At 61.3% G+C, this 24,764-nt stretch carries 18 protein-coding genes; 13 read left to right on the forward strand and 5 right to left on the reverse strand.

From position 1 onward, the window contains the following. Positions 1-109: 109 nt before the first annotated feature. The 5 genes from VC35_RS00645 to tpx all read right to left on the reverse strand — a co-directional run bounded on the left by VC35_RS00645 (position 110) and on the right by tpx (position 9,789). Positions 110-1,591 (reverse strand): efflux transporter outer membrane subunit, encoded by a 1,482-nt coding sequence (locus VC35_RS00645; RefSeq protein WP_046037131.1) that lies wholly within the window; start codon positions 1,589-1,591, stop codon positions 110-112. Next, positions 1,588-4,695, reverse strand: coding sequence for an efflux RND transporter permease subunit (locus tag VC35_RS00650; protein WP_046037132.1), 3,108 nt, complete (start codon positions 4,693-4,695; stop codon positions 1,588-1,590). The genes VC35_RS00645 and VC35_RS00650 overlap by 4 nt, the downstream gene beginning before the upstream one ends. Continuing rightward, the gene (locus tag VC35_RS00655) at positions 4,692-7,796 is read right to left on the reverse strand and encodes an MdtB/MuxB family multidrug efflux RND transporter permease subunit (RefSeq protein ID WP_046037133.1); all 3,105 of its coding nucleotides are present in this window, start codon (positions 7,794-7,796) and stop codon (positions 4,692-4,694) included. The genes VC35_RS00650 and VC35_RS00655 overlap by 4 nt, the downstream gene beginning before the upstream one ends. Beyond that, positions 7,793-9,109 (reverse strand): MdtA/MuxA family multidrug efflux RND transporter periplasmic adaptor subunit, encoded by a 1,317-nt coding sequence (locus tag VC35_RS00660; RefSeq protein WP_046037134.1) that lies wholly within the window; start codon positions 9,107-9,109, stop codon positions 7,793-7,795. Before VC35_RS00660 ends, VC35_RS00655 begins: the two co-directional genes overlap by 4 nt. A 179-nt stretch (positions 9,110-9,288) precedes the next feature. Next, positions 9,289-9,789, reverse strand: a complete 501-nt coding sequence (gene tpx, locus VC35_RS00665; protein WP_007974363.1) for a thiol peroxidase — start codon at positions 9,787-9,789, stop codon at positions 9,289-9,291. Between the two features lie 410 nt (positions 9,790-10,199). On the opposite strand from tpx, the gene VC35_RS00670 reads away from it, so the two are divergent. The 13 genes from VC35_RS00670 (at position 10,200) to VC35_RS00730 (ending at position 24,653) form a co-directional block, all read left to right on the forward strand. Then, on the forward strand, positions 10,200-10,625 hold the full coding sequence (locus VC35_RS00670) for a YciI family protein (protein ID WP_046037136.1): 426 nt from the start codon (positions 10,200-10,202) through the stop codon (positions 10,623-10,625). A 365-nt stretch (positions 10,626-10,990) separates the two neighbouring features. Next, positions 10,991-11,782, forward strand: a complete 792-nt coding sequence (locus VC35_RS00675; protein ID WP_046037137.1) for a hypothetical protein — start codon at positions 10,991-10,993, stop codon at positions 11,780-11,782. Between the two features lie 10 nt (positions 11,783-11,792). Next, on the forward strand, positions 11,793-13,244 hold the full coding sequence (locus tag VC35_RS00680) for a DUF1254 domain-containing protein (RefSeq protein ID WP_080925223.1): 1,452 nt from the start codon (positions 11,793-11,795) through the stop codon (positions 13,242-13,244). 26 nt (positions 13,245-13,270) lie between these two features. Next, complete coding sequence (locus tag VC35_RS00685) at positions 13,271-14,671, forward strand: DUF1254 domain-containing protein (RefSeq protein WP_046037428.1); 1,401 nt, start codon at positions 13,271-13,273, stop codon at positions 14,669-14,671. 12 nt (positions 14,672-14,683) lie between these two features. After that, positions 14,684-15,634 (forward strand): SphA family protein, encoded by a 951-nt coding sequence (locus VC35_RS00690; protein ID WP_046037139.1) that lies wholly within the window; start codon positions 14,684-14,686, stop codon positions 15,632-15,634. An 8-nt stretch (positions 15,635-15,642) separates the two neighbouring features. Beyond that, on the forward strand, positions 15,643-16,623 hold the full coding sequence (locus VC35_RS00695) for an AAA family ATPase (protein WP_046037140.1): 981 nt from the start codon (positions 15,643-15,645) through the stop codon (positions 16,621-16,623). After that, the gene (locus VC35_RS00700; RefSeq protein WP_404942341.1) at positions 16,623-17,567 is read left to right on the forward strand and encodes a DUF58 domain-containing protein; all 945 of its coding nucleotides are present in this window, start codon (positions 16,623-16,625) and stop codon (positions 17,565-17,567) included. The genes VC35_RS00695 and VC35_RS00700 overlap by 1 nt, the downstream gene beginning before the upstream one ends. Continuing rightward, on the forward strand, positions 17,564-18,061 hold the full coding sequence (locus VC35_RS00705) for a DUF4381 domain-containing protein (RefSeq protein WP_046037143.1): 498 nt from the start codon (positions 17,564-17,566) through the stop codon (positions 18,059-18,061). Before VC35_RS00700 ends, VC35_RS00705 begins: the two co-directional genes overlap by 4 nt. Continuing rightward, a complete protein-coding gene (locus VC35_RS00710; protein ID WP_046037144.1) occupies positions 18,048-19,040 on the forward strand; it encodes a vWA domain-containing protein in 993 nt (330 codons plus the stop codon). The genes VC35_RS00705 and VC35_RS00710 overlap by 14 nt, the downstream gene beginning before the upstream one ends. Before the next feature lies 1 nt (position 19,041). Further along, a complete protein-coding gene (locus VC35_RS00715; protein WP_046037145.1) occupies positions 19,042-20,622 on the forward strand; it encodes a VWA domain-containing protein in 1,581 nt (526 codons plus the stop codon). Further along, entirely contained in the window at positions 20,619-21,974 is a 1,356-nt protein-coding gene (locus tag VC35_RS00720; RefSeq protein ID WP_046037146.1) for a BatD family protein, read from the forward strand. Before VC35_RS00715 ends, VC35_RS00720 begins: the two co-directional genes overlap by 4 nt. Beyond that, the gene (locus VC35_RS00725; RefSeq protein ID WP_046037147.1) at positions 21,971-22,999 is read left to right on the forward strand and encodes an HAD family hydrolase; all 1,029 of its coding nucleotides are present in this window, start codon (positions 21,971-21,973) and stop codon (positions 22,997-22,999) included. The genes VC35_RS00720 and VC35_RS00725 overlap by 4 nt, the downstream gene beginning before the upstream one ends. Before the next feature lie 73 nt (positions 23,000-23,072). Then, positions 23,073-24,653, forward strand: coding sequence for an arylsulfatase (locus VC35_RS00730; RefSeq protein ID WP_046037148.1), 1,581 nt, complete (start codon positions 23,073-23,075; stop codon positions 24,651-24,653). Positions 24,654-24,764: the final 111 nt, after the last annotated feature.

Here is a 24,764-nt window from a genome sequence, read left to right on the forward strand (position 1 = left end):
GAATGTGGGTGCCAGAATTCAGGGCCGCTTCGCGACCCAACGGGGGCAAGCCCCCTCGCCACAAGCAAGCTCCCTCGCCACAGTTGCCGCTGTGTTCCTCTGATCCGGGTTACTGGCTATCACTCACCTCAAGCTGCCCATCCCAGCCACCCCCCAACGCGGCAATCAACTGCACGCTGGCTAATAATCGGCTTTGCAGCAGGTCCAGATTACTGCGCTCATTGCTCAGCGCCGCCGCCTGAGTCACCACCACATCGATGTACGCAATCAAGCCGGCCTTGTACTGGTTCTGGGTCAGGCGCAACGATTCCCGGGCGGCGTCCAGTGCCTGTTGGCGCACAACGGCTTCGTCCTGAAGCACCTTGAGCTGTACCAGGAAGTTTTCCACCTCGCGGAAACCGTCCAGCACGGTCTGGCGGTACTTGGCCACCGTTTCGTCATAGGCCGCTTCACTGCGGTCGACTTCCGCCGAGCGCTGGCCGCCGTCGAACAAGGTCATGGCCAATTGCGGTCCGACCGACCAGAAGCGGTTCGGCAGGCTGATCCAGTTGGAATAGGTGCTGCTGCTGTAGCCGCCGTTCATGTTCAATGTCAGGTCGGGGTAATAGGCGGCCTTGGCCACACCAATGTTGGCGTTGGCGGCCATCACCGAGCGCTCGGCGGAAGCAATGTCCGGGCGACGCTCCAGCAACTGCGAAGGCAGCGCCGGCGGCACTTGCGGCAACTGCGGGATGTCCTGGCTTTCCGCCAGGCTGAACTCAGCCGGCGGCAGGCCGATCAGCACGGCGATGGCGTTCTCGAACTGGGCGCGTTGCCAGATCAGGTCGACCATATCGGCTTCGGTGCCTTTGAGCTGTGTCTGGGCCTGGGCCACTGCGTCCTTGCCCGATACGCCTGCGCGGTACTGGTTCTCGGTCATCTTCAACGAACGCTGATAAGCCTCGACCGTGTCCTGGAGCAAGCGCTTCTGGCCATCGATCACTCGCAGTTGCAGGTAATTCTGCACCAGCTCCGACTGTTGACTCAGGCGCATGGCCGCCAAGTCGGCAAAGCTTGCCTGGGCGTTGGCGGTGTCGGCTTCGAGGCCTCGGCGCAGCTTGCCCCACACGTCCGCTTCCCAACTGACGCCCGCCTGGGCCGAATACGTGTCGCGAATACCGCTGGACGAACTGCTCAGGCTGGAGTTGCTGCTGCCGGTGCCCTGGCTAGAACGGTTCTTGCTGACGTTCAGGTCCACCGTCGGGAAAAACGCCCCCCGTGCGCTGCGCACCAAGGCCTGGGCCTGGCGGTACTGCGCTTCGGACTGGGCGACGGTCTGGTTGGCGCTGTTGAGTTTTTCGATCAGGTCGTTGAGCTGCCGGTCGCCATACAACTCCCACCACGCGCCGCGCGCCAGGGCATCGCTGGGGTTGGCCTGACGCCAGCCCTCTGCCGCCTTGTACTGCGCAGGTTCGGCGGTTTGCGGGCGCTGGTAATCCGGGCCGACGGCGCAGGCACTGAGCATCGCCACGCACAGTGACAGGCTCAACAGGCGCGAGCCTCGGGCCATGAGCAGCGGTGCAGCCAGGTTGAAAAGCGAACGGTCAGTCATAGCGGAGTTTCCAGAGCAGCATCGGTACGCACCCCACGCCATTTATTGAAGCGATGGCGCAGTTTGTCGAGATAGAGGTAAACCACCGGGGTGGTGTAAAGCGTCAGCACCTGGCTGAAGATCAGCCCGCCGATGATGGTCAGGCCCAGCGGCTGGCGCATTTCCGCCCCTTCGGCGCGGCTCAGCAGCAACGGCAAGGCACCGAGGATCGCCGCCAGGGTGGTCATCAGGATAGGTCGCAAACGTTGCAGGCAGGCGCTGCGAATCGATTCCAGCGGGGCCATGCCCTGGTTTCGTTCCAGCTGCAACGCCAGGTCAATCATCAGAATCGCGTTTTTCTTCACCACGCCGATCAGCAGAAACAGTCCCAGCAACGAAATCAGGCTGAATTCGCCGCCCAGCGCATAGATCGACAGCAACGCGCCGACCCCGGCCGACGGCAAGGTCGAGAGAATCGTCAGCGGGTGAATGTAGCTTTCATACAACACACCCAAGACCAGATACACCGCCACCAGCGCCCCCAGAATCATCCACGGCTGACTTTTCTGAGTCGCCGCGAAAGCGTCGGCTGTGCCGGCCATTTTCGCGATCACGTCTTCCGGCAGGCCAACCTTGGCAATCGCCCGCTCGATGGCGGCACCGCCCTGCTCCACGGTCACGCCTTCAGCCATGTCGAAGGCAATGCTTTCCGAAGCAAACTGGCCTTCGTGGCTGACCCGGTCATTTTCCAGGCTGTTTTCGTAATGGGCGATGGTCGACAGCGGGATCCGCGCGCCGTCAGCGGTGATCACCTGGACCTGCTTGAGGGTGATCGGGTCCTGGGCGTACTTCGGATTGACCTCCATCACCACCTGATACTGGTTGAGGCTGTCGTAGATGGTCGATATCTGCCGCTGGCTGTAGGCGTTGTTCAGCACCGCCGTGACCATGTCCATGTCGACCCCCAGGCGCTTGGCCTGGTCACGGTCGACGATCAGGGTCACTTGCCGGGCGCCGCGGCCTTCCCGCGCATCGATCGCCGTCAGCTCCGGCAAGGCCTTGAGCGCGGTGACGACTTTCGGATACCACTCGCGCAATGCCCCCAGATCCCCGCTCTGCAGGATGTACGAGTACTGCGAGGTGGTCTGCTCACGACCGCCACCAAATTGCAGGTCCTGGTCCGCCATGAGCATCAGTTGTGCCCCGGGCACCTTGGGCATTTCCTTGCGCAGTCGTTCGATGACTTTCTGCGCGGAAATGCTCCGTTCCTTGATCGGCTTGAGGCGCACCAGCATGAAGGCGTTGTTGGTGCCGTTGTTGCCGCCAATGAACCCGGCGACGCTTTCTACCGCTTCATCCTTCAACACAGCCCGGCGGAAAATCTCCATCTTCGGCTGCATCACACTGAAGGACAGGCCGTCGTCACCGCGCACGAAACCGATCAGCTGACCGGTATCCTGCTGCGGTAAAAATGTTTTAGGAACAATCACATATAGCGCAATGTTAACGCCAATTGTCACGAACAGACTGAGCAGGGTCAGGCGCTTGTGACGCAGCACCCAGTCGAGACTGGTGGCGTATTTGCCGACCATCCAGTCGTTGGTCCGCCGACTCCAGCGTTGCAGGCGGTTCTCCTGCCCCGGCGTGTGCGGCTTGAGCCAGCGGGCGCAGAGCATCGGGGTCAGAGTCAACGACACTACCAGCGAGACCACGATGGCTGCCGCCAGGGTGATGGAGAATTCGCGGAACAGGCTTTCAATGATCCCGCCCATGAACAGGATCGACAGGAACACCGCCACCAGCGATACGTTCATCGACAGCAAGGTAAAACCGACTTCCTGGGCACCCAGGTACGCGGCACGCATCGGCCGCACGCCTTCGTCGATGTGCCGGGAAATGTTCTCCAGCACCACAATGGCATCGTCCACCACCAGCCCGGTGGCCAGGATCAGCGCCATCAGCGACAGGTTGTTCAGCGAAAAGCCGTAGAGGTACATCACGGCAAAGGTGCCGACCAGCGACACCGGCACCGCCAGGGTCGGGATCAGCGAAGCGCGGAAGTTACCGAGGAACAGGAACACCACCAGGATCACCAGCGCCACGGCGATCAGCAGGGTCATTTCCGCTTCGTGCAACGTGGCCTTGATCACCGGCGAGCGGTCCATGGCCAGGTTCAGCTTGACGCTGGCCGGCAGCACCGCCTGCAACGCCGGCAACTGGGCCTTGATCTCGTTGACCGTCTCGATGATGTTGGCGCCGGCCTGCCGGTTGATCACCAGCAGTACCGCCGCGTCGTCGTTGAAGAAACCGCTGTTGTAGCGGTCCTCGACGCCATCGCTGACCTTGGCCACATCCTTCAGGCGCAGGGCCGCGCCGCCGTTGTAGTGGATGATCAGCGACTCGTAGTCCTTGGCTTTTTCCAGCTGGTCGTTGGCCTGGACCTGCCACAGCCGTTGATCGTCTTCCACCGAGCCCTTGGGCCGACGTACGTTGGCATTGGCGATGGTGTTGCGCACATCGTCCAGGGCCACGCCGTACTGGTTCAGCGACTGCGGTTCGAGCTCGATACGTACCGCCGGCAGCGAGCTGCCGCCGATCTGCACCTCGCCAACGCCCTGCACCTGGGACAGGCTCTGAGACAGGATCGTCGAGGCCAGGTCATAGAGCTGGCCTTTTTCCAGCACATCCGACGTCAGCGACAGCACCATGATCGGCGCCTGGGACGGGTTGACCTTCTTGTAGGTCGGCATGCTGCGCATCCCGCTCGGCAGCAGGGTGCGCGAGGCGTTGATGGCCGCCTGCACTTCCCGCGCCGCGCCGTTGATGTCGCGGTCCAGGTCGAATTGCAGGATTACCCGGGTCGAACCCTGGCTGGAGCGGCTGCTCATGGTGTTGACCCCGGCAATGCTGCCGAAGGAGCGTTCCAGAGGCGTGGCCACGGTCGACGCCATCACCTCGGGGCTGGCCCCTGGCAGGCTGGCCTGGACCACGATCACCGGAAAGTCCATTTGCGGCAGCGGCGACACCGGCAGCAAACCGAAGCTGACGCCGCCCAGCAGCATGATCGCCAGGCTCAGCAGCATGGTCGCGACCGGGCGCTTGATGAAAGGTCCGGAAAGGTTCATGGCTGCTCTACCGCTTCCACGGACTCAGGCTTGCGCCCCCAGCGCCGACCGAGACGGTCGAAATACAGGTAAATCACAGGCGTAGTGAACAACGTCAGAATCTGACTCAGCAACAGGCCGCCGACCATCACCAGACCCAGCGGTTGGCGCAGTTCTGCGCCGGAACCGGTGGCCAGCATCAACGGCACGGCACCGAACAGCGCGGCCAGGGTGGTCATCAGGATTGGCCGGAAACGCAGCAAGGCGGCCTGATAGATCGCCGTTTGCGGGTCCATGCCCTGGTTGCGCTCGGCATCGAGGGCGAAGTCGATCATCATGATCGCGTTCTTCTTCACGATGCCGATCAGCAGAATGATGCCGATGATCGCGATCATGCCCAGGTCGTTGCCGCTGAGGATCAACGCCAGCAAGGCGCCCACCGCCGCCGAGGGCAGGGTCGAGAGAATGGTAATCGGGTGGATGTAGCTCTCGTAGAGCACGCCCAGCACGATGTACATGGTCACCACCGCCGCCAGGATCAGCAGCAAGGTGCTCGACAGCGAGGCCTGGAAAGCCTCCGCCGCGCCCTGGAACTGGGTCTGCACGCCAATCGGCATGCCTATGTCCTTCTGCACCTGCTCGATGATCTCGACCGCATGCCCCAGCGCCACGCCGGGCGCCAGGTTGAAGGACATCATCACCGCCGGGAACTGGCCGATGTGGGTGATGGCCAGTTGCGCCTGGCGCTCTTCGATGCGCGCCAGGCTGGACAGGCGCACCTGCCCGCCATCGGTGGTCTTGACGTGAATCTGCTCCAGCGCCTGCGGGCCGATCTTCTCGCCGGACTGCGATTGCAGCACCACGCGGTACTGACTGGCCTGGGTGTAGATCGTGGAAATCTGCCGCTGACCGAAGGCGTCGTACAGCGCATCGGTGATGTTCGACACCGATACACCAACCCGCGACGCCGCATCGCGGTCGATCACCAGGTAGACCTGCAAGCCCTTGTCCTGCAAATCGCTGGCGACGTCGGTCAATTCCGGCCGGTCGGCCAGGGCCTCCACCAAACGCCCGCTCCACAGGCTCAGCAACTCGGAGTCTGGCGATGACATGCTGAACTGGTACTGCGTGCGGCTGACCCGGTCTTCGATGGTCAGGTCCTGCACCGGCTGCATGAACAGGCGGATGCCGACCAGCTTGTCCAGCTCCGGTTGCAGGCGGGCAATCACTTGCGTGGCGCTCAGGTCGCGGTCGTGGTGTGACTTGAGGTTGATCAGCAACCGACCGCTGTTGAGGGTCGAGTTGTCGCCATCCACGCCAATGTAGGAGGACAGGCTCTCGACCGCCGGGTCGGCCAGGATCACCTTGGCCAGTTCCTGCTGGCGCTCGCTCATGGCGGCGAAGGAAATCGATTGCGGCGCTTCGGAAATGCCCTGGATGACGCCGGTGTCCTGCACCGGGAAGAAGCCCTTGGGCACCACCATGTACAGGAATACCGTCAGCGCCAACGTGCCAATGGCCACCATCAGGGTCAGCGGCTGGTGCTTGAGCACCCACTGCAACTTGCGTCCGTAGGCAGCGATCATCCAGTCGATGAACGCACCGCTGGCACGGTAGAAACGGCCCTGCTCTGCTTCCTTGGGTTCACGCTTGAGCAACCGCGCGCACATCATCGGCGTCAGGGTCAGGGAAACCACCAGGGAAATCAGGATCGCCACTGCCAGGGTGATGGCGAACTCGCGGAACAAGCGCCCGACCACGTCCGCCATGAACAGCAGCGGGATCAGCACGGCGATCAGCGACAACGTCAGGGAGATCAGGGTGAAACCGATCTGTTTGGCGCCTTTGAGCGCGGCGTTCAGCGGGCTGTCGCCTTCTTCGATGAATCGGGAAATGTTCTCCAGCATGACGATCGCATCGTCCACCACGAAACCGGTGGCGATGGTCAGGGCCATCAGGGTCAGGTTGTTGACCGAGAAGCCTGCCAGGTACATCACGCCGAACGTACCGATCAGCGACAGCGGCACGGCCACCGACGGAATGATCGTGGCACTGGCGCGACGCAGGAACAGGAAGGTGACCATGACCACCAGGGCGATCGCGATCAGCAATTCATGCTGCACGTCCTTGACCGAGGCGCGGATGGTCTGGGTGCGGTCGGTCAGCACTATCACGTCGAGGCCGGCCGGCAGGTTGTCGGTGATGCTCGGCAGCAGGGCCTTGATCCGGTCCACTACCTCGATCACGTTGGCGCCGGGCTGACGCTGGATGTTCAGCAGCACGGCCTGGTTCTCGTTGGCCCACGCAGCCAGTCGCTCATTCTCGGCGCCGTCGACGATTTCCGCCACGTCCTTGAGTCGCAGCGGTGCGCCATTGGCGTAGGCCAGGATCAGGTTGGCGTAGTCCTTGGGCGACGTCAGTTGATCGTTTGCATCGAGCATCGAGACCCGGGTCGGGCCGTCGAAGTTGCCCTTGGGCTGGTTGACGTTGGACGCTCCGATCAGAGTGCGCACATCCGACAGGTTCAGGCCATTGGCGGCCAGGGCCTCGGGGTTGACCTTGATCCGCACGGCCTGACGCTGGCCGCCGGCAATGCTGACCATGCCGACGCCGCTGATCTGGGCGATTTTCTGCGCCATGCGCGTATCGACCAGATCGTTGAGCTTGGGCAGCAGCATGGTCTTGGAGGTGATGGCCAAGGTCAGCACCGGCGTATCGGCCGGGTTGACCTTGTTGTACACCGGCGGTGCCGGCAGGTCCTTGGGCAACAGGTTGGTCGCGGCGTTGATCGCCGCCTGCACTTGTTGCTCAGCCACGTCCATGTTGATGTCGAGGCTGAAACGCAGGGTCAGCACCGACGCCCCGCCGGAACTGGTAGAGGCCATTTGCGTCAGGCCGGGCATTTGCCCGAATTGCCGCTCAAGCGGCGCGGTCACCGCGCTGGTCATGACATCCGGGCTGGCGCCGGGGTACAGGGTCATGACGCGAATGGTCGGGTAATCGACCTGGGGCAATGCCGACACCGGCAGCAGCCGATAGGCGATGACGCCGGCCAGGATAATGGCCAGCATGCTCAGCGTGGTGGCTACCGGGCGAAGGATGAACAGCCGCGAGAGATTCATGCGCCGCCCTTTTTCTCCTTGTCGGTGGTCGCAGGCTCAGCCGCATTGACCGCCGACTTGCCTTGCAGGTGTTCGGTTGGCGTGGTCGGCACGTCCTGGCTGTCATTGACCACCTCCACGTCGCTGCCTTCCTTCAGGCGGTCAGTGCCTTCCAGCACGACCCGGTCGCCCGCCGACAGGCCTTCTGTGATCACTGTGTTCACGCCGTCACTGGCGCCGACTTTCAACTGACGGATCTTGACTTTCTTGTCACCGTCCATGGCATAGGCAAACGTGCCGTTGGTGCCGAACTGGATCGCGGCGGAAGGCGCCAGTACGACGTCTTTGAGGGTGTCGGCCAGCAGGCGCACATTGACGAACTGGTTGGGAAACAGTGACTGATCGCGGTTCTCGAAACGGGCCTTGAATTTCAGGGTGCCGGTGGTGACGTCGATCTGGTTGTCCAGGCTCTGCAATACGCCAGTGGCTTGCAGTTTGGTATCGCCACGATCCCAGGCTTCAGCCGGCAGTTTGGCCCCGCTGCGATAACGGGCCAGCACGGTGTCGAGGCTGTTTTCCGGGAGGGTGAAGGCCACGCTGATGGGCTGGGTCTGGGTGATGATCGCCAATGCGGTGGTGTCATTGGCCGCTACCAGGTTGCCGACGTCCAGTTGACGCAGGCCGACGCGTCCGGTGATCGGTGCGCGGATCCGGGTGAATTCGAGGTTAAGTTTGGCGTCGTTGACCGCCGCCTGATTGGTCTTGACCGTGCCCTGGAATTGACCGACCAGCGCTTCGGCGGTGTCCAGGGTCTGCTTGGCAATACTGTCTTCACGGTACAGGCCGCGATAGCGCTCGACGTCGACCTGGGCGTTTTTCAGCTGCGCCTGATTCTGCAGCAAGGTGCCCTCGGCCTGAAGCAAGGCATTCTGGTAAGGGCGCGGGTCGATGTCGGCCAGCAGGTCGCCGGCCTTGACCATCTGCCCTTCTTCGAAATAGATCTTGACCAGCTCACCGCCGACGCGACTGCGCACATTGATGGTGTTCAGCGCCGTGACCGTGCCCAGCGCCTTGAAATACAGCGGGAAATCCCCCTTGACCGCGGGCGCCACTCGCACCGGTACCGGCCCGGACGCGCCACCGAATCCAGGGCGCATCCCGCCTGACCTGCCGGTATGCCCGGCGACGGCTTTCTGCCCCGCAGCCTCTTTGGGTGCAGCGCTGCCGGGCCAGAATTTCCAGCACAGGCCAGCGATGACCAACAGGACAAGCAGGCCGAACAGCCAGCGACGAGGACTACGGGAAGCGGAGGATTGCATTGAGTGATCAACCATTGGGCGCGTGGGCTTTTTTACATGAGGCTGAACGATAAGCACTGGCGGGTTTTAAGCAAAGCGCCTTTACCGGCAATTTACCTTTGGCTTACGTAGCAGGAGTTTTGTGTAAGACACTGAAGCACAAATGAAAACGGCCTGGACAGAGCCAGGCCGTTAACAATTGTAATGGAGCTAACTTACTTGAGAACGGCCAGTGCCGCTTCATAGTTCGGCTCGTCAGCGATTTCGCCAACCAGCTCGCTGTGCAGCACGTTGTCGTTTTCGTCCAGAACCACCACGGCACGGGCGGTCAGGCCTTTGAGCGGGCCGTCGGCAATGGCAACGCCGTAGTTCTGGATGAACTCGGCGCCACGCAGGGTCGACAGGTTCTGTACGTTTTCCAGACCTTCGGCGCCGCAGAAACGGGCTTGGGCGAATGGCAGGTCAGCGGAGATGCACAGCACAACGGTGTTGGCCACGTCGCTGGCCTGGGCGTTGAACTTGCGCACCGAGGTGGCGCAGGTCGGGGTATCAACGCTTGGGAAGATGTTCAGCACTTTGCGCTTGCCGGCAAAGTCTTTCAGGGTGACGTCGGACAGATTGCCGGCAACCAGGGAAAAGGCTGGCGCCTTGGAACCGGCTTGTGGCAGTTGGCCGTTGACTTGAACCGGGTTGCCTTTAAGGGTGACTTGAGCCATGAACGGAGTCCTTCTGAACGTTGTGGTGGAGAATTTTGACGAGGCCGAAGTTAACCATGAAATTGTCCTACGACCTATGGCCAAACATAAATTGTCATGTAACAGGGCACAAAACTGGATACAACCTACAAATTTGTGGGAGCGAGCCTGCTCGCGAAAGCGAAATATCATTCAACATCGCTAGTGTCTGATCTGACGCCATCGCGAGCAGGCTCGCTCCTACAGGGTTCGTGTGTGAGCCGAACAAGTCGGCAAAAGTACAGAGTACGCCCTCACCCGCCGCTAACCGATGTTCATGACGAAAGGCACGCGACACGTCATCGACGAAAACTTTTGTTAACACTCTGTCGAATTGCTCCACCGTCGTTCGACTATAAATCGAGCCACTCAACTGCAACGGAGACGAGACCATGCGATTCATGATCATCATCAAGGCCAGCCAGGATTCCGAAGCCGGCGTCATGCCCAGCCAGGAACTGTTGACGGCCATGGGCAACTACAACGAAGAACTGGTCAAGGCCGGTATCATGCTCGCGGGCGAAGGCTTGCACCCGAGCAGCAAAGGCGCACGGGTAAAGTTTTCCGGTGACAGACACACGGTGATCGACGGCCCCTTCATCGAAACCAAGGAGCTGATCGCCGGTTTCTGGTTGTGGAAAGTGAAGTCCAAGGAAGAAGCCATCGAATGGGTCAAACGCTGCCCCAACCCGATGCCGGGCACCGAGGCCGAGATCGAGATTCGTCAGGTGTTTGAAGCCGAAGATTTTGGTGCCGAGTTCACGCCGGAACTGCGCGAGCAGGAAGAGCGGGTTTGGGAGCAAGCGAAGAAGAACTGAGGTTGACTGAACCGGCTATCGCTTCAGTTTCCTGTGGGAGCAAGCCTGCTCGCGAAGTGGTCGTCACATTCAACACCAATATTGACTGACAGACCGCCTTCGCGAGCAGGCTCGCTCCTACATTGGCTAGATAGCCACTTAACTTGTTCGGGCAAGCCCTTGATCCGTATTAACTTTCTAGTACACGAAATTAACGAGAAACCGCACACAAAACCAAAGAATTAATCCATTCAACTGGATAACCCGTGGTTAACTGCTAACTTAATCCGACGAGTCCTACAGGCTTGATCGGAAAGGGATTACGCAGTTATGGCTGAACATAAGGGGCCGTAGGCCCAGTCAGCCACCAGGGAACCGGGGGATTAATGTCTAAGAATTTGGGGAAGTACGCCTTTGTATGGGTGACTTCACTCGCGCCTGCTTTTTGTGCTCTCGCGGATAACGCCGAGACCGCCAACAAAAGCAACAACCCGCTGAACCTGGCACCAGGTGTCAACCTGCAGGATTACTACACCCCCAAGCTGTTCGATACCAACGCTCACACCAACGATGCGCTGCTGCGCGGCGCCCTTCCGATGGCAGCCAATGACGTCATAGGTGTCCCGCAGTTGCTGCGCGTCACGCTCCCCGTCAGCACCCGTCCCGATCCGCACAACGGCTACAGCACCGGCATCGGCGACCTGAATGTGTTCGATATTTTCCTGCTCAAGACCGAAGGCGTGCAGTTGGGCGTCGGCCCGCAAATCACTGCGCCGACCGCCGGGCAGGATGAGTTGGGAACCGGCAAATGGCAGGCTGGACTGTCCGCCATCGCCATCGACTCCTCGCCACGCGGACTGCTCGGCGCACTGGTGCAGTATCAGAGTTCATTCGCCGGTGATCACGACCGTCCTCACGTGGAATCCGCCACCTTCCAGCCGTTCATCATCCACAACCTGGAAAAAGGCTGGTACCTGCGTTCCACAGGCACCTGGACGTTCGACCTGAAGAACAACACCCATTACATCCCACTCGGTTTGGGTGGCGGCAAAGCCTGGAAATCCGGGTCCAATATCCTCAACGCCTTTATCGAGCCGCAGTGGACCGTCGACCGCAAAGGCGACGGCTTGCCACAGTTCACGCTGTACGCCGGGATCAACGTCACCTTCGGTAAATAAGGACTTATATATGCACGGTGCAATTCGCACAGCCGGTTTCAGCCTGATGGCCCTGTTCGCCAGTTGCGGCGTGGGCGCCCAGGAACTTGATACCCGCATCGGCAAAATTGCCATGGACGGCGAACTGCCGGCCCATGAGTCGATTGCCAGGCTTTATGCCGAACTGGACTTCCAGCAGGCCACACAGAGTTATCTGTGGGCCTTGCCACTGGTGTCCTATGCGCAATGGCAGGAAGAGTTTCGCGACAAACTGGGCGCCCACAGCGGCGACCTGATGGTGCTCAACAGTTACGAAGACAAGCTTGGGGTGATCACGGCCAACGCCACCACGCCGTACATCCTCGGGTTTGTCGATCTCAACGAAACCGGGCCGCTGGTGATTGAACTACCACCTGGCCCGACTGCCGGTGGCGTAGGCGATTTCTGGCAGCGGGCGATCATCGACATGGGCCAGACCGGTCCGGACAAAGGCAAGGGCGGCAAGTACCTGGTATTGCCACCGGGTGCCGAGCTGCCGGCGGATGCCCATAAATACTACCTGGCCAAATCCGAAACCATGAACGTGCTGGTGGGCTTTCGCGTGCTGGACCCAGACCCGGCCAAGGGCAAGGCGCTGGTCGAGCAGTTCAAGATGTACCCGTATGCGAAGCGAGCGGAACCTGCCAAAACCAGACTGCTGTCTCCCGGTGGTAAAGCCTGGTCCGGTACCCAGCCTCGTGGCCTGGCGTACTGGGAGCGTTTGCACCAGATCATCCAGAAAGAACCGGTCAATGAACGCGACCGTTTCTACATGGCCATGCTGGCCAGCCTGGGCATCGAGAAGGACAAGCCGTTCAACCCCAACGACAAGCAACGCGCGGCCCTGGAACAGGGTGCGCAGGTCGGTGAACTGATCGCCAAGGCCAACACCTTCGCCAAGCGTTTCCCCAATGCCCGATTCTGGCCGGACCGGCAATGGGACAGCGTGCTGAACATCGCCGATCCGTCCCAGCGCGTGGCCTATTACGACCAGTTGTGGGAACGCAGCGCCTGGTTCTACGAGGCGGTGACCAACACCAAAGGCATGGTCTCGAAAACCCCGGGGCTGGGCCAGACCTACCTCGGCGCCTACACCGACAACAAGGGCAACTGGCTCGACGGCGGCAAAAGCTATCGCCTGCACGTCGGCGCCAACCCGCCTGCCAGGCAGTTCTGGTCGATGACCGTATACGACATCGACAGCCGCTGCCTGATCGATAACCCGCAGCGCAAGGCCGACCTGTCATCCCGTCAGGACTTGAAGAAAAACGCCGACGGCTCGGTGGACCTGTACTTCGGCCCGACCGCGCCAAAAGGTTTCGAAGACAACTGGGTGCAAACCCTGCCGGGCAAACACTGGTTCAGCTATTTCCGCCTGTATGCGCCGACAGAAGCCTATTTCGACAAGAGCTGGAAACTCGACGACATCACGGCTGTGCAATGACGCCGGAAGTTCAATAAGGGATGTATATGAATCACCGCATTTTGTTCACCGGCCTTGCACTGACCCTCAGCACCAGCGCCTGGGCCGACTTCACCGCCACCCCGGAGGAAGCCCGGGCCATCGCCAGGGAAGCCTACCTGTACGGCTTTCCGGTAGTAGAGATGTACAAGACGCTCTATACCCAGGCCGTGGACAAGAAGAGCCCGAACTTCAAGGCTCCGTTCAACCAGATCGGCAACACCGCCAAGGCCTTCACCGCCAGGGACACTGCGTTTGTCACGCCGAACGCCGACACGCCCTACTCCTTCGTCTGGATGGATTTGCGCGCCGAGCCACTGGTACTGACCCTGCCGCCCATCGAAGAGCATCGTTACTACTCGGTGCAACTGATCGATGCCTATACGCAGAACTTTGCCTACCTGGGCACCCGCAGCACCGGCAACAACGGCGGGCATTTCATGATCGCCGGGCCCAACTGGCAGGGCCAGCAACCGCTGAACATCGACCGCTTGCTGCGCAGTGAAAGCAACATCGCCTACGCGCTGTATCGCACACAACTGTTCGATGAGAAAGATCTGGCCAAGGTCAAGCAGATCCAGAAGGGCTACAAGGTTGAACCCCTGAGTCATTACGACAAACATAAGGCGCCGACGGCCGCACCGAAGATCGACTGGCCAAAACCCACGCCGACCATGAGCGAAACCCCGGACCTGTTCCGCTACCTGAATTTCATGCTGGCGTTCGCCCCGGCCCAGGACGTGGAAAAGGAACTGTTGGCACGCTTCGCCAAGATCGGTATCGAGGCAGGCAAGCCTTTCAACGTGAATACACTCAGCGCCGAGCAGCGCAAGGCGCTTGAAGACGGCATCAGCGACGCCAAGGCCGGGTTTGCCGAGTTCAAGAAAACCAAAGTCGATACCCACGAGGTCACCAGCGGTGATTTCTTCGGCACCCGCGATCACCTCAAGGGCAACTACCTGTACCGCTATGCCGGCGCCAACATGGGGATCTTCGGCAATTCCGCCGAAGAGGCGAACTACATCGGTTATTTCGTCGACAAGGACGGCAAACCGGTCGATGCCTCGAAAAATGACTACACCCTGCATTTCGACAAGGGTGCCCTGCCCCCGGCCGATGCGTTCTGGTCCCTGACCATGTACGACGGCAAGAACAAACTGCTGGTAGCCAACCCGCTCAATCGCTACCTGATCAACTCGCGCATGCTGCCTGACCTCAAGCTCGATGCCGATGGCGGCCTGACGCTGTACGTGCAGCACAAGGCGCCAGCCAAAGACCTGCAAAGCAATTGGCTGCCGGCACCGAACGGACCCTTCTACGGGATATTGCGCCTGTATTTGCCAAAACCGGAAGTCAGCAACGGCGAATGGAAAATGCCGCTGTTGAACCCCGTCAATCAAAAACAATAAGTGGAGTCAGTCATGATCAGGCCTTTCGTAGTGCGCCCCCTGTTATTGGCGCTGTGCATGGTCAGCGGCAGCCCGTTGGTACTGGCGGCTGAAGGTGGTGTCGGACGGCCGATTACCGGCCAGCAAGTGTTCTCCAATGCCGGGGTCGTGCCGCCGGAGCCCGGCTGGGTCATGTCCCTGACCAGCATCTGGTACGACGGCGATCTCAAGGGCAACGCCCAAATTCCGTTGGTGGGTGCCGCCAGTACCGCGCTGGACATGAAGGTTTCTTACACCATGGCCAACTTCACCCATGTCTGGGACACCGGCAAGGGTCGCTGGAACTATGCATCGGCCGTCGGCGTTCCGGTGCAGTACACCGACATCTCGGCCAACATCACCGGGCCCCGCGGCCGAACGCTGGGCTCCTCGGACACCGGCACCCAGTTCGCCGACATGCTGGTGACGCCGATTGCCGCCGGCTATCACTTCGACGAACTCAACCACATTGCGTTCTCGCTGCCGATCTACGTGCCCACCGGCGCCTACAACGACGATCGCCTGGCCAACCCCGGGCAGAACAACTACACCTTCATGCCGACCGTGGCCTTCACTCATCTGGACGGCAAGGGCGGCGAATTCACGCTGTCGAGCGGCCTGGAGTTCTACACCGAGAACGACGCCACCGATTATCGCAACGGCAACATCTACACCCTCGATGCGTTGTGGACCCACGGCTTTGGCAACGGTTGGAACGCCGGTATCGCCGCCGGTTACATCCAGCAGATCACCGATGACTCGGGGTCCGGCGCCGACAGCGGCTTCCGCGGACGTTCCGTGGGTGCCGGCCCGACAGTGGGCTGGACCGGCAAGTTCGCCGACGCCCAGGCCAACTTCAATGCGCGCTGGGTGCCGGAGTTCGACACCAAGAACCGCCCTGAAGGTAATGGCATCAGCGTCAACATGACCCTGGCGTTTTTCTAGGAGACCCCATGAGCACACTCGACGACCTCAATGCCCTGCAAGCCAGCATCGCCGAAGCGGTGCTCGGCCAGGACCAGGTGATCCGGCAGATGCTCGTCGGTTTGCTGGCCAACGGACATTTGCTCCTCGAAAGCCTGCCCGGCCTGGCCAAGACCCGCACGGTCAAGTCACTGGCCAGACACCTGGACGCGAAGATGAGCCGCATCCAGTTCACCCCGGACTTGCTGCCGTCGGACATCACCGGCGCCGAGGTGCTGCATCAGGTCGAAGGCAAGAACGAAATGCGCTTCCAGCCAGGTCCCCTGTTCGGCAACCTGATCCTCGCCGACGAAATCAACCGTGCGCCGGCCAAGGTCCAGGCGGCGTTGCTCGAAGCCATGGAAGAGCGCCAGATCACCGTGGCCGGCAACAGCCATGCGCTGCCGGACCTGTTCATCGTGGTCGCTACCCAGAACCCGATCGAACAGGAAGGCACCTATCCGCTGCCGGAAGCGCAGATGGACCGCTTCCTGATGAAAGTGCTGCTCGATTACCCGAGCGCGGAAAACGAAAGCCAGGTGCTGCGTCTGCTGCGCGAAGAAGAACAGGCCCTCGGCGCCAAGACCGCTGCCGTGCAGGGCTTCTCCCTGTCTCAGGACGTGGTATTCGCCGCGCGCCGTGAAGTCAGTGCCGTGCACGTCTCCCCGGCCATCGACCGCTACCTGATCGACCTGATCAACGCCACTCGCCACCCGGCCGATTACGACGCCGACCTCGGGCGCTGGATCAGCATCGGCGCCAGCCCCCGCGGCGGCATTGGCCTGGACCGTTGTGCCCGGGCCGACGCCTGGTTGCAGGGCCAGGATTTCGTTTCTCCGGACAACGTCCGCGCCGTGGTGCACCCGGTGCTGCGCCATCGCCTGCAACTGAGCTACGACGCAGTGGCCGATGGCGTCAGCGCCGATCAAGTGCTCGACCGCCTGCTCGATAAAGTGGCGATTCCTGCCTGATGTCCATGAACAGCGCCGACGGCCTGGTGTATGTCTCTCTGGCGCAGTTGATGGCCTTGGAGTTCAAGGCCCGTGACCTGAGTTTTCTGGCGCGTCAGCCCCAGGGCAGCATCCTGGCCGGCAACCACGCTTCGCGTTTGCGTGGTCGGGGCCTGAACTTCGATGAACTGCGGCGCTATCAGCCGGGAGACGACTTGCGTCACCTCGACTGGCGCGCGTCCCTGCGCACCGGCAAACCGGTGGTACGGACTTTCACCGAAGAGCGCGACCGCCCGGCGTTGATCCTCGTTGATCAGCGCATGTCGATGTTCTTTGGCTCGCAACGCAGCTTCAAATCCGCCATCGCCGCCGAACTCGGCGCCCTGGCGGCGTGGATGGTGTTCAACGCTGGCGACCGCGTCGGTGGACTGGTCTTCAACGATCAACGCATCGACAGCATCGCCCCGCTGCGCAGCCGCAAACGGATCGAAGCGCTGTGCAGCCGCATCGCCCAGCAGAACCAGGCACTCAATGCCGCCAACCCGGACGCCGAAGGCGAAGACCAGCTCGACAAGGTCCTGCAGCACTGCCTGGCCGTGGCCGGTCACGATCACCTGATCTGTATCGTCAGCGACTTCGCCGGGGCCGGCGAACGCACCTTGCAACTGATGCGACAACTGGCGGCCCATAACGATGTGATTGCCATGCAGGTCTACGACCCGCTGGCGCTGAACCTGCCGAAAAACGGACGCGTGCTGGTCACCCAAGGCCAATTGCAGGTGGAGCTGGCGGTGGATCGGCAACAGGTGCATCAGCCGCTCGGGGATTTCCTCAGTGGACGGCTCAAGGACGTCGCGACCTTGCTGCGCCGCAGCCAGGTGCCGTTGATGATGTTCAGCACGGCTACAGAAGCCCACGAACAACTGCGTGCCGAACTGGGCAAGTTTGCCGGAGGGCGCCGATGAACCCCGCTATCCCGAGCATCGACCAACTCAAGGAAATGGCACTGCCAGCACCGGTCAGTTATGCACCGCAAACCTGGGGTTGGTGGGCGTTGCTCGCACTGTTGATCGTTACGCTGCTGGTGCTGGGTGCGCGGCGATACTGGCAATGGCGGCGCGATCGCTATCGGCGCGAGGCGTTGGTACGGCTGGAGGAGTTGCAGCAGCGCAGTAATGACCTGAGCGCGTTGCGCGAGCTTCCCGAATTGCTCAAGCGGGTCGCGATCTCTATGCCGAACGCGAAACCTGTGGGATCTCCTGCGGCGTTGGGGAAAGAGGACTGGCAGGTGTTTTTGCAGCGGCACAGTAAACAGCCCCTACCCGCCGACTTCAGCCAACAACTCTCGCTACTGGCCTACGCCCCCGACGCCGCATTGCGGGCCATGCCCACTGAACAGCGCCAACAGCTGTTCAGCACCTGCAAAACCTGGGTGGAGCGTCATCATGTGGCAGCTTGATTACCCCTGGCTGTTGATCCTGCTGCCGCTGCCGTGGTTCGGCTATCGCTACCTGCCCGATTACCGTGAGGCGCGCAGCGCCGTGCGTGTACCGTTTTTTGCGGCGATGAGCCGTGCTGTCGGCCAGACACCGAGCCAGGCTGGCACCCGCAGCAACCGCTGGCAATTGCTCCTGAACCTGCTGGTCTGGACGCTGCTGCTGGTGGCGGCGAGCCGGCCGGTGCTGGTGGAAAAACCCATCGAACGCCAGCAGCCGGTGCGCGACCTGATGCTGGCCATCGACATTTCCCAGTCGATGGAAACCACCGATTTCACCGACGCCAATGGCCAGAAAATCAATCGCCTGGCCGCGGTCAAGGAAGTGGTGCACGGGTTCATCGACAAACGTAAAGACGATCGAATCGGACTGATTGTGTTCGGCACCGGTGCCTATCCGCAGGCGCCGTTGACCCTCGACCACGCCAGCCTGTCACTGCTGCTGGACGACACCGGCATCGGCATGGCCGGCCCCAACACGGCCATCGGCGACGCCATCGGCCTGAGCCTGAAACTGCTGGACCAGGCCCACGAGCAGGAAAAAGTGCTGATCCTGCTCACCGACGGCAACGACACCAGCAGCGCCATCACCCCGGATCACGCGGCCGCCATGGCCGCGGCCAAAGGCGTGGTGATTCACACCATCGGCATCGGCGACCCGAATGCCGAGGGCGAAGCCAAGGTCAACCTGCAAGGCTTGCAGGACATTGCCCACGCCACGGGCGGACGCTTCTTCCGCGCCGAAGACCGCAACGCCCTGGATCAGGTCTACAGCACCCTCGACAAACTCACCCCGCATCAGGTGAAAACCCTCAGCCACCAGCCCAAACGCGATCTGTTCTGGTGGCCGCTGGGCGCTGCCATTGCCCTATTGGCGATTTATCACCTGGGCGCCCTGCTGCTTCCACGGCTGATGCTTGCCCGTCAACGGCAGGAGGCCTGACATGGACATCAACCTCAGCGACTTCCATTTCCTGCGCCCCCTGTGGCTGTTGCTCGCGGTGTTCGGCGCCTTGCTGCCACTGCTGTGGCGGCGCAACCAGGACCTGCAACGACGCCTGCGCAGCAACATCGCCGCGCACCTGCTGCCGCATCTGCTGATCACCCCACAAGACCGGCAACGCCTGCGTCCGGTGCATCTGGTGTGTGCGCTGCTGGTAATGGGCGCCATCGCCGCCGCAGGACCGACCTGGGAACAGGATCGGCCGGACTTTCTGGAAAACCGTGCGCCGCTGATCATCGCCGTCGACCTGTCGCCCTCCATGGACGCCAGCGACGTTCCCCCCAGTCGCCTGGAAGCGGTCAAGCACAAGCTCCACGACTTGATCCAGCGCCGCGCCGGTTCGCGCAATGCCCTGATTGCCTACGCTGGCAGCGCGCATCTAGTGTTGCCCGCCACCGACGATCCGGCGCTGCTCGATACATTCATTCAGGCCCTGAGCACCGACCTGATCAACAAACCGGGGAAAAACGTCAGCGCGGTCATCGATCAGGCCAAGCGCCTGCTCGCCGCCGAGAAAACACCCGGCACCCTGCTGCTGATCACCGATGGCGCCGACACCTCGGCACTGGCCGGGCTAGGCAAGCAACTGGCGGACAGTGCGCTGCAAGTGCTGATACTGGCGGCTGGCAGCACCGACGGCGGGATCATCCGCGATGCCAGCGGCCAGCCACGCACCGACAGCAACGGTCGCCCGCAAATGGGCAGCTTCGATCAGGACGCCCTCAAGCAGCTTGCCTCAGCGCTGGATGCGCCGCTGGGCAGCCTGACCCTCAACGATGACGATCTGGACTGGATCGAACTGCACGCCGAGCAGCACTTCCAGGCAGCCAGTGACGAACAGCGTGAACTGCACTGGAAGGACGCCGGTTACTGGCTGTGCTGGCCGCTGTTGCTGATCGCCTTCTTCAGCGTACGCAAGGGCTGGAGCCTGAACTGGATGGCCGGCCTACTGCTGGCGGTGGGCCTGGGCCTGCAACCGGCGCCGGCACAGGCCAACGCGCTGACCGATGCTTTCTTCACCCGCGACCAGCAAGGTCGCTGGGCCTTCGAACATGAGCACTACCCTCAGGCCGCGGCGCTGTTTGTCGATCCGTACTGGAAAGGCGTGGCCGCCTACAACTCGGCCGATTTCGACCTGGCACTGGCCAGCTTCGCGCGGCTCGATACACCGCAGGCGTATTTCTACCTGGGCAACATCTACGTGCGTCGATTCAAGTTCGATCAGGCCATCGCTACGTATAACCAGGCGCTGAAGTTGCAACCGCAGTTCCCGCAAGCCACGGCCAATCTGGCCCTGGCCATTGCCTTGCAGAAAGACACCGAAAGCGCCGAGAAAAACACGCCAGAGGTCAAACCCGACGAAATCAAGATGGACAAGGCGCCGGGTAAAGGTCAAAGCAAAAAGGTGGAAACCCAGCAAGCGGCCTCGGATGAGCAATGGCTGCAGAACCTCACCACATCGCCGGCGAAATTCCTCAAGCAGAAATTCAGCTTGCAGGATCAGGCGGGGGCTAAACCATGATCAGCCTGAAAGTCCGAGTCGCCGCCATCGTGGGCAAGCCCGCTCCCACAACACTCGGCGCCCTGCTCATCGGTCTGATCAGCCTCAATACATTCGCCGCCGACCCTCAGCTGAAAGTCCAGGCCAGCCTGCAACCCGCCGACCCCGTCATGGTCGGCAGCCTGGTCGAGTTGCAACTCGATGTCTTCACCGACACCTGGTTCACCAGCGCCCCCACCCTGCCCGACCTGAAACTGCCCGGCGCATTGGTGATGCCACCGGACGGCCATGCCGAGCACATCAACCAGACCTTCGACGGCCAATCCTTCAGCGGCATGCGCTACAGCTACCTGATCACCCCGAACCTGGCCCAGGGCTTCGACATTCCGGCACTGAGGGTACAAGCCACACCGGGTCAGGCCAGCCACGCACTCAGCGCCCAGAGCCAGCCTTTGCATTTCAACGCCGCGCAACCTCCGGGGTTCAAGCCCGGTGAGGCGGTGCTGGTAGCCCAAGGGCTGCGGTTTACCCAGAAGACCATCCATTCGGCCACGCCGCTGAAGGTCGGCGACAGCATCACCCGGGAGCTGACCTTGCAGGCCGACGGTGCCCTGGCCATGTCACTGCCGACACCGACGCTGGACGACATCAAGGGCCTGAGCCGCTACCCGAAAGCACCGCAAATCCGCAATCTGGATGACGGTCGCGGCAACTTCAATGGCGGCCAGCGCATCGACAGCGTGACCTACCGGATCGACCAGGAAGGTAACTACTCCCTGCCCTCCGTCGAACTGAAATGGTGGGATGCCGGCACCCAGCAAACCCGCACGGCCACGGTGCCTGCCGTGACCTTCGACGCGGCCGCCAACAGCGCCTACAAGCCGGTGTTTTCAATCACCGAGGACCTGAAGAAGCTCGGCCAGCAGAATCGCCTGCACCTTTCCGGGCACTGGTTCGGACTATTGGCACTGGTATTGGCGGTGGTGGCACTCGGCTGGTTCAGTCGCCCGCTCGTACACCGCACGCACCTCAACTGGCAAGCCCGACGCCGCGCCCGGCACGCCGCCTGGCTCGAGTCCGCCGACTACGCGTGGCGGCAGATCCCGGCACAAATCGAAGGCAAACCGGCGCAACTCAGTGCCCTGTACCTGTGGACCCGGCGCAGCCGCCACGGCCTGAAACTGACCGGTCTCGGCCCGCGCCTGCAAACCTTCCTGCGCGCCTGTTATGGCCGCGATCCGGACAAAGAACAGGCGCTGCGCCAAATCGGGGAATCCTTGTCTACGCTGCATAGTCAGGCCGAGCGCAACAGAGAATCAGTCTCTTCTGCACTGCATCCGCTCAACCCCGTTCACGAGAAGGATTTCCCATGACGAATTCGATATCGCTACGCCATCATCGCGGATTCAGTTTCCTGCTGACCCTGGCCTTGAGCCTGCCGCTGCTGGTGCAGGCTGCCGAACCGCTGCCCTCGTGGAACGACGGGCCGTCGAAAAAGCAGATCATCGAATTCGTGCAGACGGTCACCGATCAAAGCAGCAAAGACTTCGTCAAGCCCGAGGAGCGCATTGCCGTGTTCGACAACGACGGCACCTTGTGGAGCGAGCAGCCGATGTACTTCGAGTTGCTGTTCGCCCTGGAGGAAGTCAAACGCACCGCTCCGCAGCACCCTGAATGGAAAACCACCCAGCCGTTCCAGGCAGTGCTGGAAAACGATCACAAGGCCCTGGCCGCCACCGGCATGGAGGGCCTGCTGAAGATTTTCGCCGCTACCCACACCGGCATGACCACCGAAGCCTTCGATGACTACGCCAAGACCTGGCTGAGCCAGGCCCGCCATCCGAAAACCGGCAAGCCGTACACCGAAATGATCTTCCAGCCGATGCTGGAAATGCTCGACTACCTGCGCGGCAAGGACTTCAAGACCTACATCGTCTCCGGCGGCGACACCGGGTTCATGCGCGCCTTCGCCGAGAAGGTCTACGGCATCCCGCCTGAGCAGGTTATCGGCACCACATTCGTCACAACGTTTGACTACAAGGATGGCAAGGCATCGATCCTGCGCACGCCGAAACTGGCCCACAACGACGATGGCCCGGGCAAACCGGTCAGCATCGACGCGGTGATCGGTCGTCGGCCAATCCTCGCCTTCGGCAACTCCGACGGCGACTTGCAAATGCTTCAGTGGACCGCCGCCGGTCCTGGCAAACGCTTCATGGGCCTGGTGCATCACACCGACGCCAAACGCGAATGGGCTTACGACCGGCAATCGCAGATCGGTCGCCTGGACAAGGCCCTGGACGAAGCACACAAACGTGGCTGGACAGTCGTCGACATGGCGTCCGAGTGGCGTCGGATCTACCCGTTCGATGCCGCCACACCCGAGCAAGTGCAATAAAAAGACGTAACGCAGGACCGCAATAAACGTTTGTCGCAGTACGCGACGCAAGTGAGCATAAGGAGCCAGTCAGATGACTCGCATACGTAAGTGGATACCGAAACTCGCCCTGGTGGCGACTACGGTCATGGCGTTTTCGGCAACCGCCGGGGCCGCTGAAAAACCCAACATTCTCGTGATCTTCGGCGACGATATCGGCCAGACCAACATCAGCGCCTATTCCATGGGCGTGGTCGGCTACAAGACTCCGAACATCGACCGCATCGCCAAAGAAGGCATGATGTTCACCGACTACTATGCGGAGAACAGCTGCACGGCCGGACGGTCATCGTTTATCACTGGCCAGACACCATTGCGCACCGGCTTGTCGAAAGTCGGCATCCCGGGTGCTCCGGTGGGCTTGCAAAAGCGTGACATCACCATTGCCCAGGCGCTGAAGTCCCAGGGCTATGCGACCGGCCAGTTCGGCAAAAACCACTTGGGCGACAAGGATGAATACCTGCCGACCAACCACGGTTTCGACGAGTTTTTCGGCAACCTGTACCACCTCAACGCTGAAGAAGAACCCGAGCGCCCTTACTGGCCCAAGGACGACGCTGCCTTCGTCAAGGCCAACACCCCGCGTGGCGTGATCCACAGCTTCGCCGACGGCAAGATCGAAGACACCGGCCCGCTGAACACCAAGCGCATGGAGACCATCGACGACGAAACCACCGCCGCCGCGCAGGCGTTCATCGAGAAACAGGCCAAGGCGGACAAACCGTTCTTCGTCTGGATGAACACCACCCGCATGCACTTGTTCACCCACGTGCGCGAGTCGATGAAGGGCCAGAGCGGCATGCCCGGCAACGATTACGCCGATGGCATGATCGAGCACGACGGTGACGTCGGCAAACTGCTGAAAACCCTCGACGACCTGAAAATTACCGACAACACGATCGTCGTCTACACCACCGACAACGGCCCGAACCAGTTCTCCTGGCCGGACGCGGCAACCACGCCGTTCCGTAACGAGAAGAACTCCAACTGGGAAGGTGCCTACCGGGTTCCGGCGATGATTCGCTGGCCTGGCAAGATCAAGCCGGGGGAAGTCTCGAACGAGATGTTCTCGGGCCTGGACTGGTTCCCGACCTTGCTTGCGGCGGCAGGTGATGCCGAGGTGAAGGAAAAACTGCTCAAGGGCTGGGCTCCAACGTCTGGCGGCAACAATTTCAAGGTTCACCTGGACGGCTACAACCAAATGCCTTACCTGACCGGCCAACAGCCTAAAGGCGAGCGTAAGGAGTTCTACTACTTCAACGACGACGGCATGCTGGTTTCCATGCGTTTCGACAACTGGAAAGCGGTGTTCTGCGAGCAGCGTGCACCGGGTGGTTTCAAGGTCTGGAGCGAACCGTTCGTATGCCTGCGCGTACCGAAGATCTTCAACCTGCGCATGGACCCGTATGAACGTGCCGACGTGGTTTCCGATCAGTATTACGATTGGCAAACCAAGAACGTCTACCTGGCTGCGGTTGCCGTGGGCAAGTCGGCGGCATTCCTGCAAACCTTCATCGACTATCCACCTAGCCAGAGACCGGCCAGCTTCAGCATCGACCAGATCCGTGCTGCGGTAGACGCCAAAATCGCTGAAAAAATGAAAGCTGCACAGTAAGACCGCTGGACCGCCGCTCGCCTTCATTGGCGAGCGGACTTATTCATGGCGAACACTGGACTCTGTGGCGAGGGGGCTTGTCGGAATGCCCCCTCGCCACAATAGGTTTGT

The organism is Pseudomonas fluorescens (assembly GCF_000967965.1).
GTDB lineage: Bacteria > Pseudomonadota > Gammaproteobacteria > Pseudomonadales > Pseudomonadaceae > Aquipseudomonas > Aquipseudomonas grandcourensis.

What these genes read in the sequence shown, in the direction of transcription:
- VC35_RS00685 (WP_046037428.1), top strand. Translation starts at nt 13,271, where the DNA reads ATGAATCACCGCATTTTGTTCACCGGCCTTGCACTGACCCTCAGCACC.
- VC35_RS00700 (WP_404942341.1), top strand. Translation starts at nt 16,623, where the DNA reads ATGTCCATGAACAGCGCCGACGGCCTGGTGTATGTCTCTCTGGCGCAG.
- VC35_RS00695 (WP_046037140.1), top strand. Translation starts at nt 15,643, where the DNA reads ATGAGCACACTCGACGACCTCAATGCCCTGCAAGCCAGCATCGCCGAA.
- VC35_RS00650 (WP_046037132.1), bottom strand. Translation starts at nt 4,695, where the DNA reads ATGAACCTTTCCGGACCTTTCATCAAGCGCCCGGTCGCGACCATGCTG.
- VC35_RS00705 (WP_046037143.1), top strand. Translation starts at nt 17,564, where the DNA reads ATGAACCCCGCTATCCCGAGCATCGACCAACTCAAGGAAATGGCACTG.
- VC35_RS00680 (WP_080925223.1), top strand. Translation starts at nt 11,793, where the DNA reads ATGCACGGTGCAATTCGCACAGCCGGTTTCAGCCTGATGGCCCTGTTC.
- VC35_RS00675 (WP_046037137.1), top strand. Translation starts at nt 10,991, where the DNA reads ATGTCTAAGAATTTGGGGAAGTACGCCTTTGTATGGGTGACTTCACTC.
- VC35_RS00660 (WP_046037134.1), bottom strand. Translation starts at nt 9,109, where the DNA reads ATGGTTGATCACTCAATGCAATCCTCCGCTTCCCGTAGTCCTCGTCGC.
- VC35_RS00730 (WP_046037148.1), top strand. Translation starts at nt 23,073, where the DNA reads ATGACTCGCATACGTAAGTGGATACCGAAACTCGCCCTGGTGGCGACT.
- VC35_RS00710 (WP_046037144.1), top strand. Translation starts at nt 18,048, where the DNA reads ATGTGGCAGCTTGATTACCCCTGGCTGTTGATCCTGCTGCCGCTGCCG.
- tpx (WP_007974363.1), bottom strand. Translation starts at nt 9,789, where the DNA reads ATGGCTCAAGTCACCCTTAAAGGCAACCCGGTTCAAGTCAACGGCCAA.
- VC35_RS00690 (WP_046037139.1), top strand. Translation starts at nt 14,684, where the DNA reads ATGATCAGGCCTTTCGTAGTGCGCCCCCTGTTATTGGCGCTGTGCATG.
- VC35_RS00715 (WP_046037145.1), top strand. Translation starts at nt 19,042, where the DNA reads ATGGACATCAACCTCAGCGACTTCCATTTCCTGCGCCCCCTGTGGCTG.
- VC35_RS00725 (WP_046037147.1), top strand. Translation starts at nt 21,971, where the DNA reads ATGACGAATTCGATATCGCTACGCCATCATCGCGGATTCAGTTTCCTG.
- VC35_RS00720 (WP_046037146.1), top strand. Translation starts at nt 20,619, where the DNA reads ATGATCAGCCTGAAAGTCCGAGTCGCCGCCATCGTGGGCAAGCCCGCT.
- VC35_RS00655 (WP_046037133.1), bottom strand. Translation starts at nt 7,796, where the DNA reads ATGAATCTCTCGCGGCTGTTCATCCTTCGCCCGGTAGCCACCACGCTG.
- VC35_RS00645 (WP_046037131.1), bottom strand. Translation starts at nt 1,591, where the DNA reads ATGACTGACCGTTCGCTTTTCAACCTGGCTGCACCGCTGCTCATGGCC.
- VC35_RS00670 (WP_046037136.1), top strand. Translation starts at nt 10,200, where the DNA reads ATGCGATTCATGATCATCATCAAGGCCAGCCAGGATTCCGAAGCCGGC.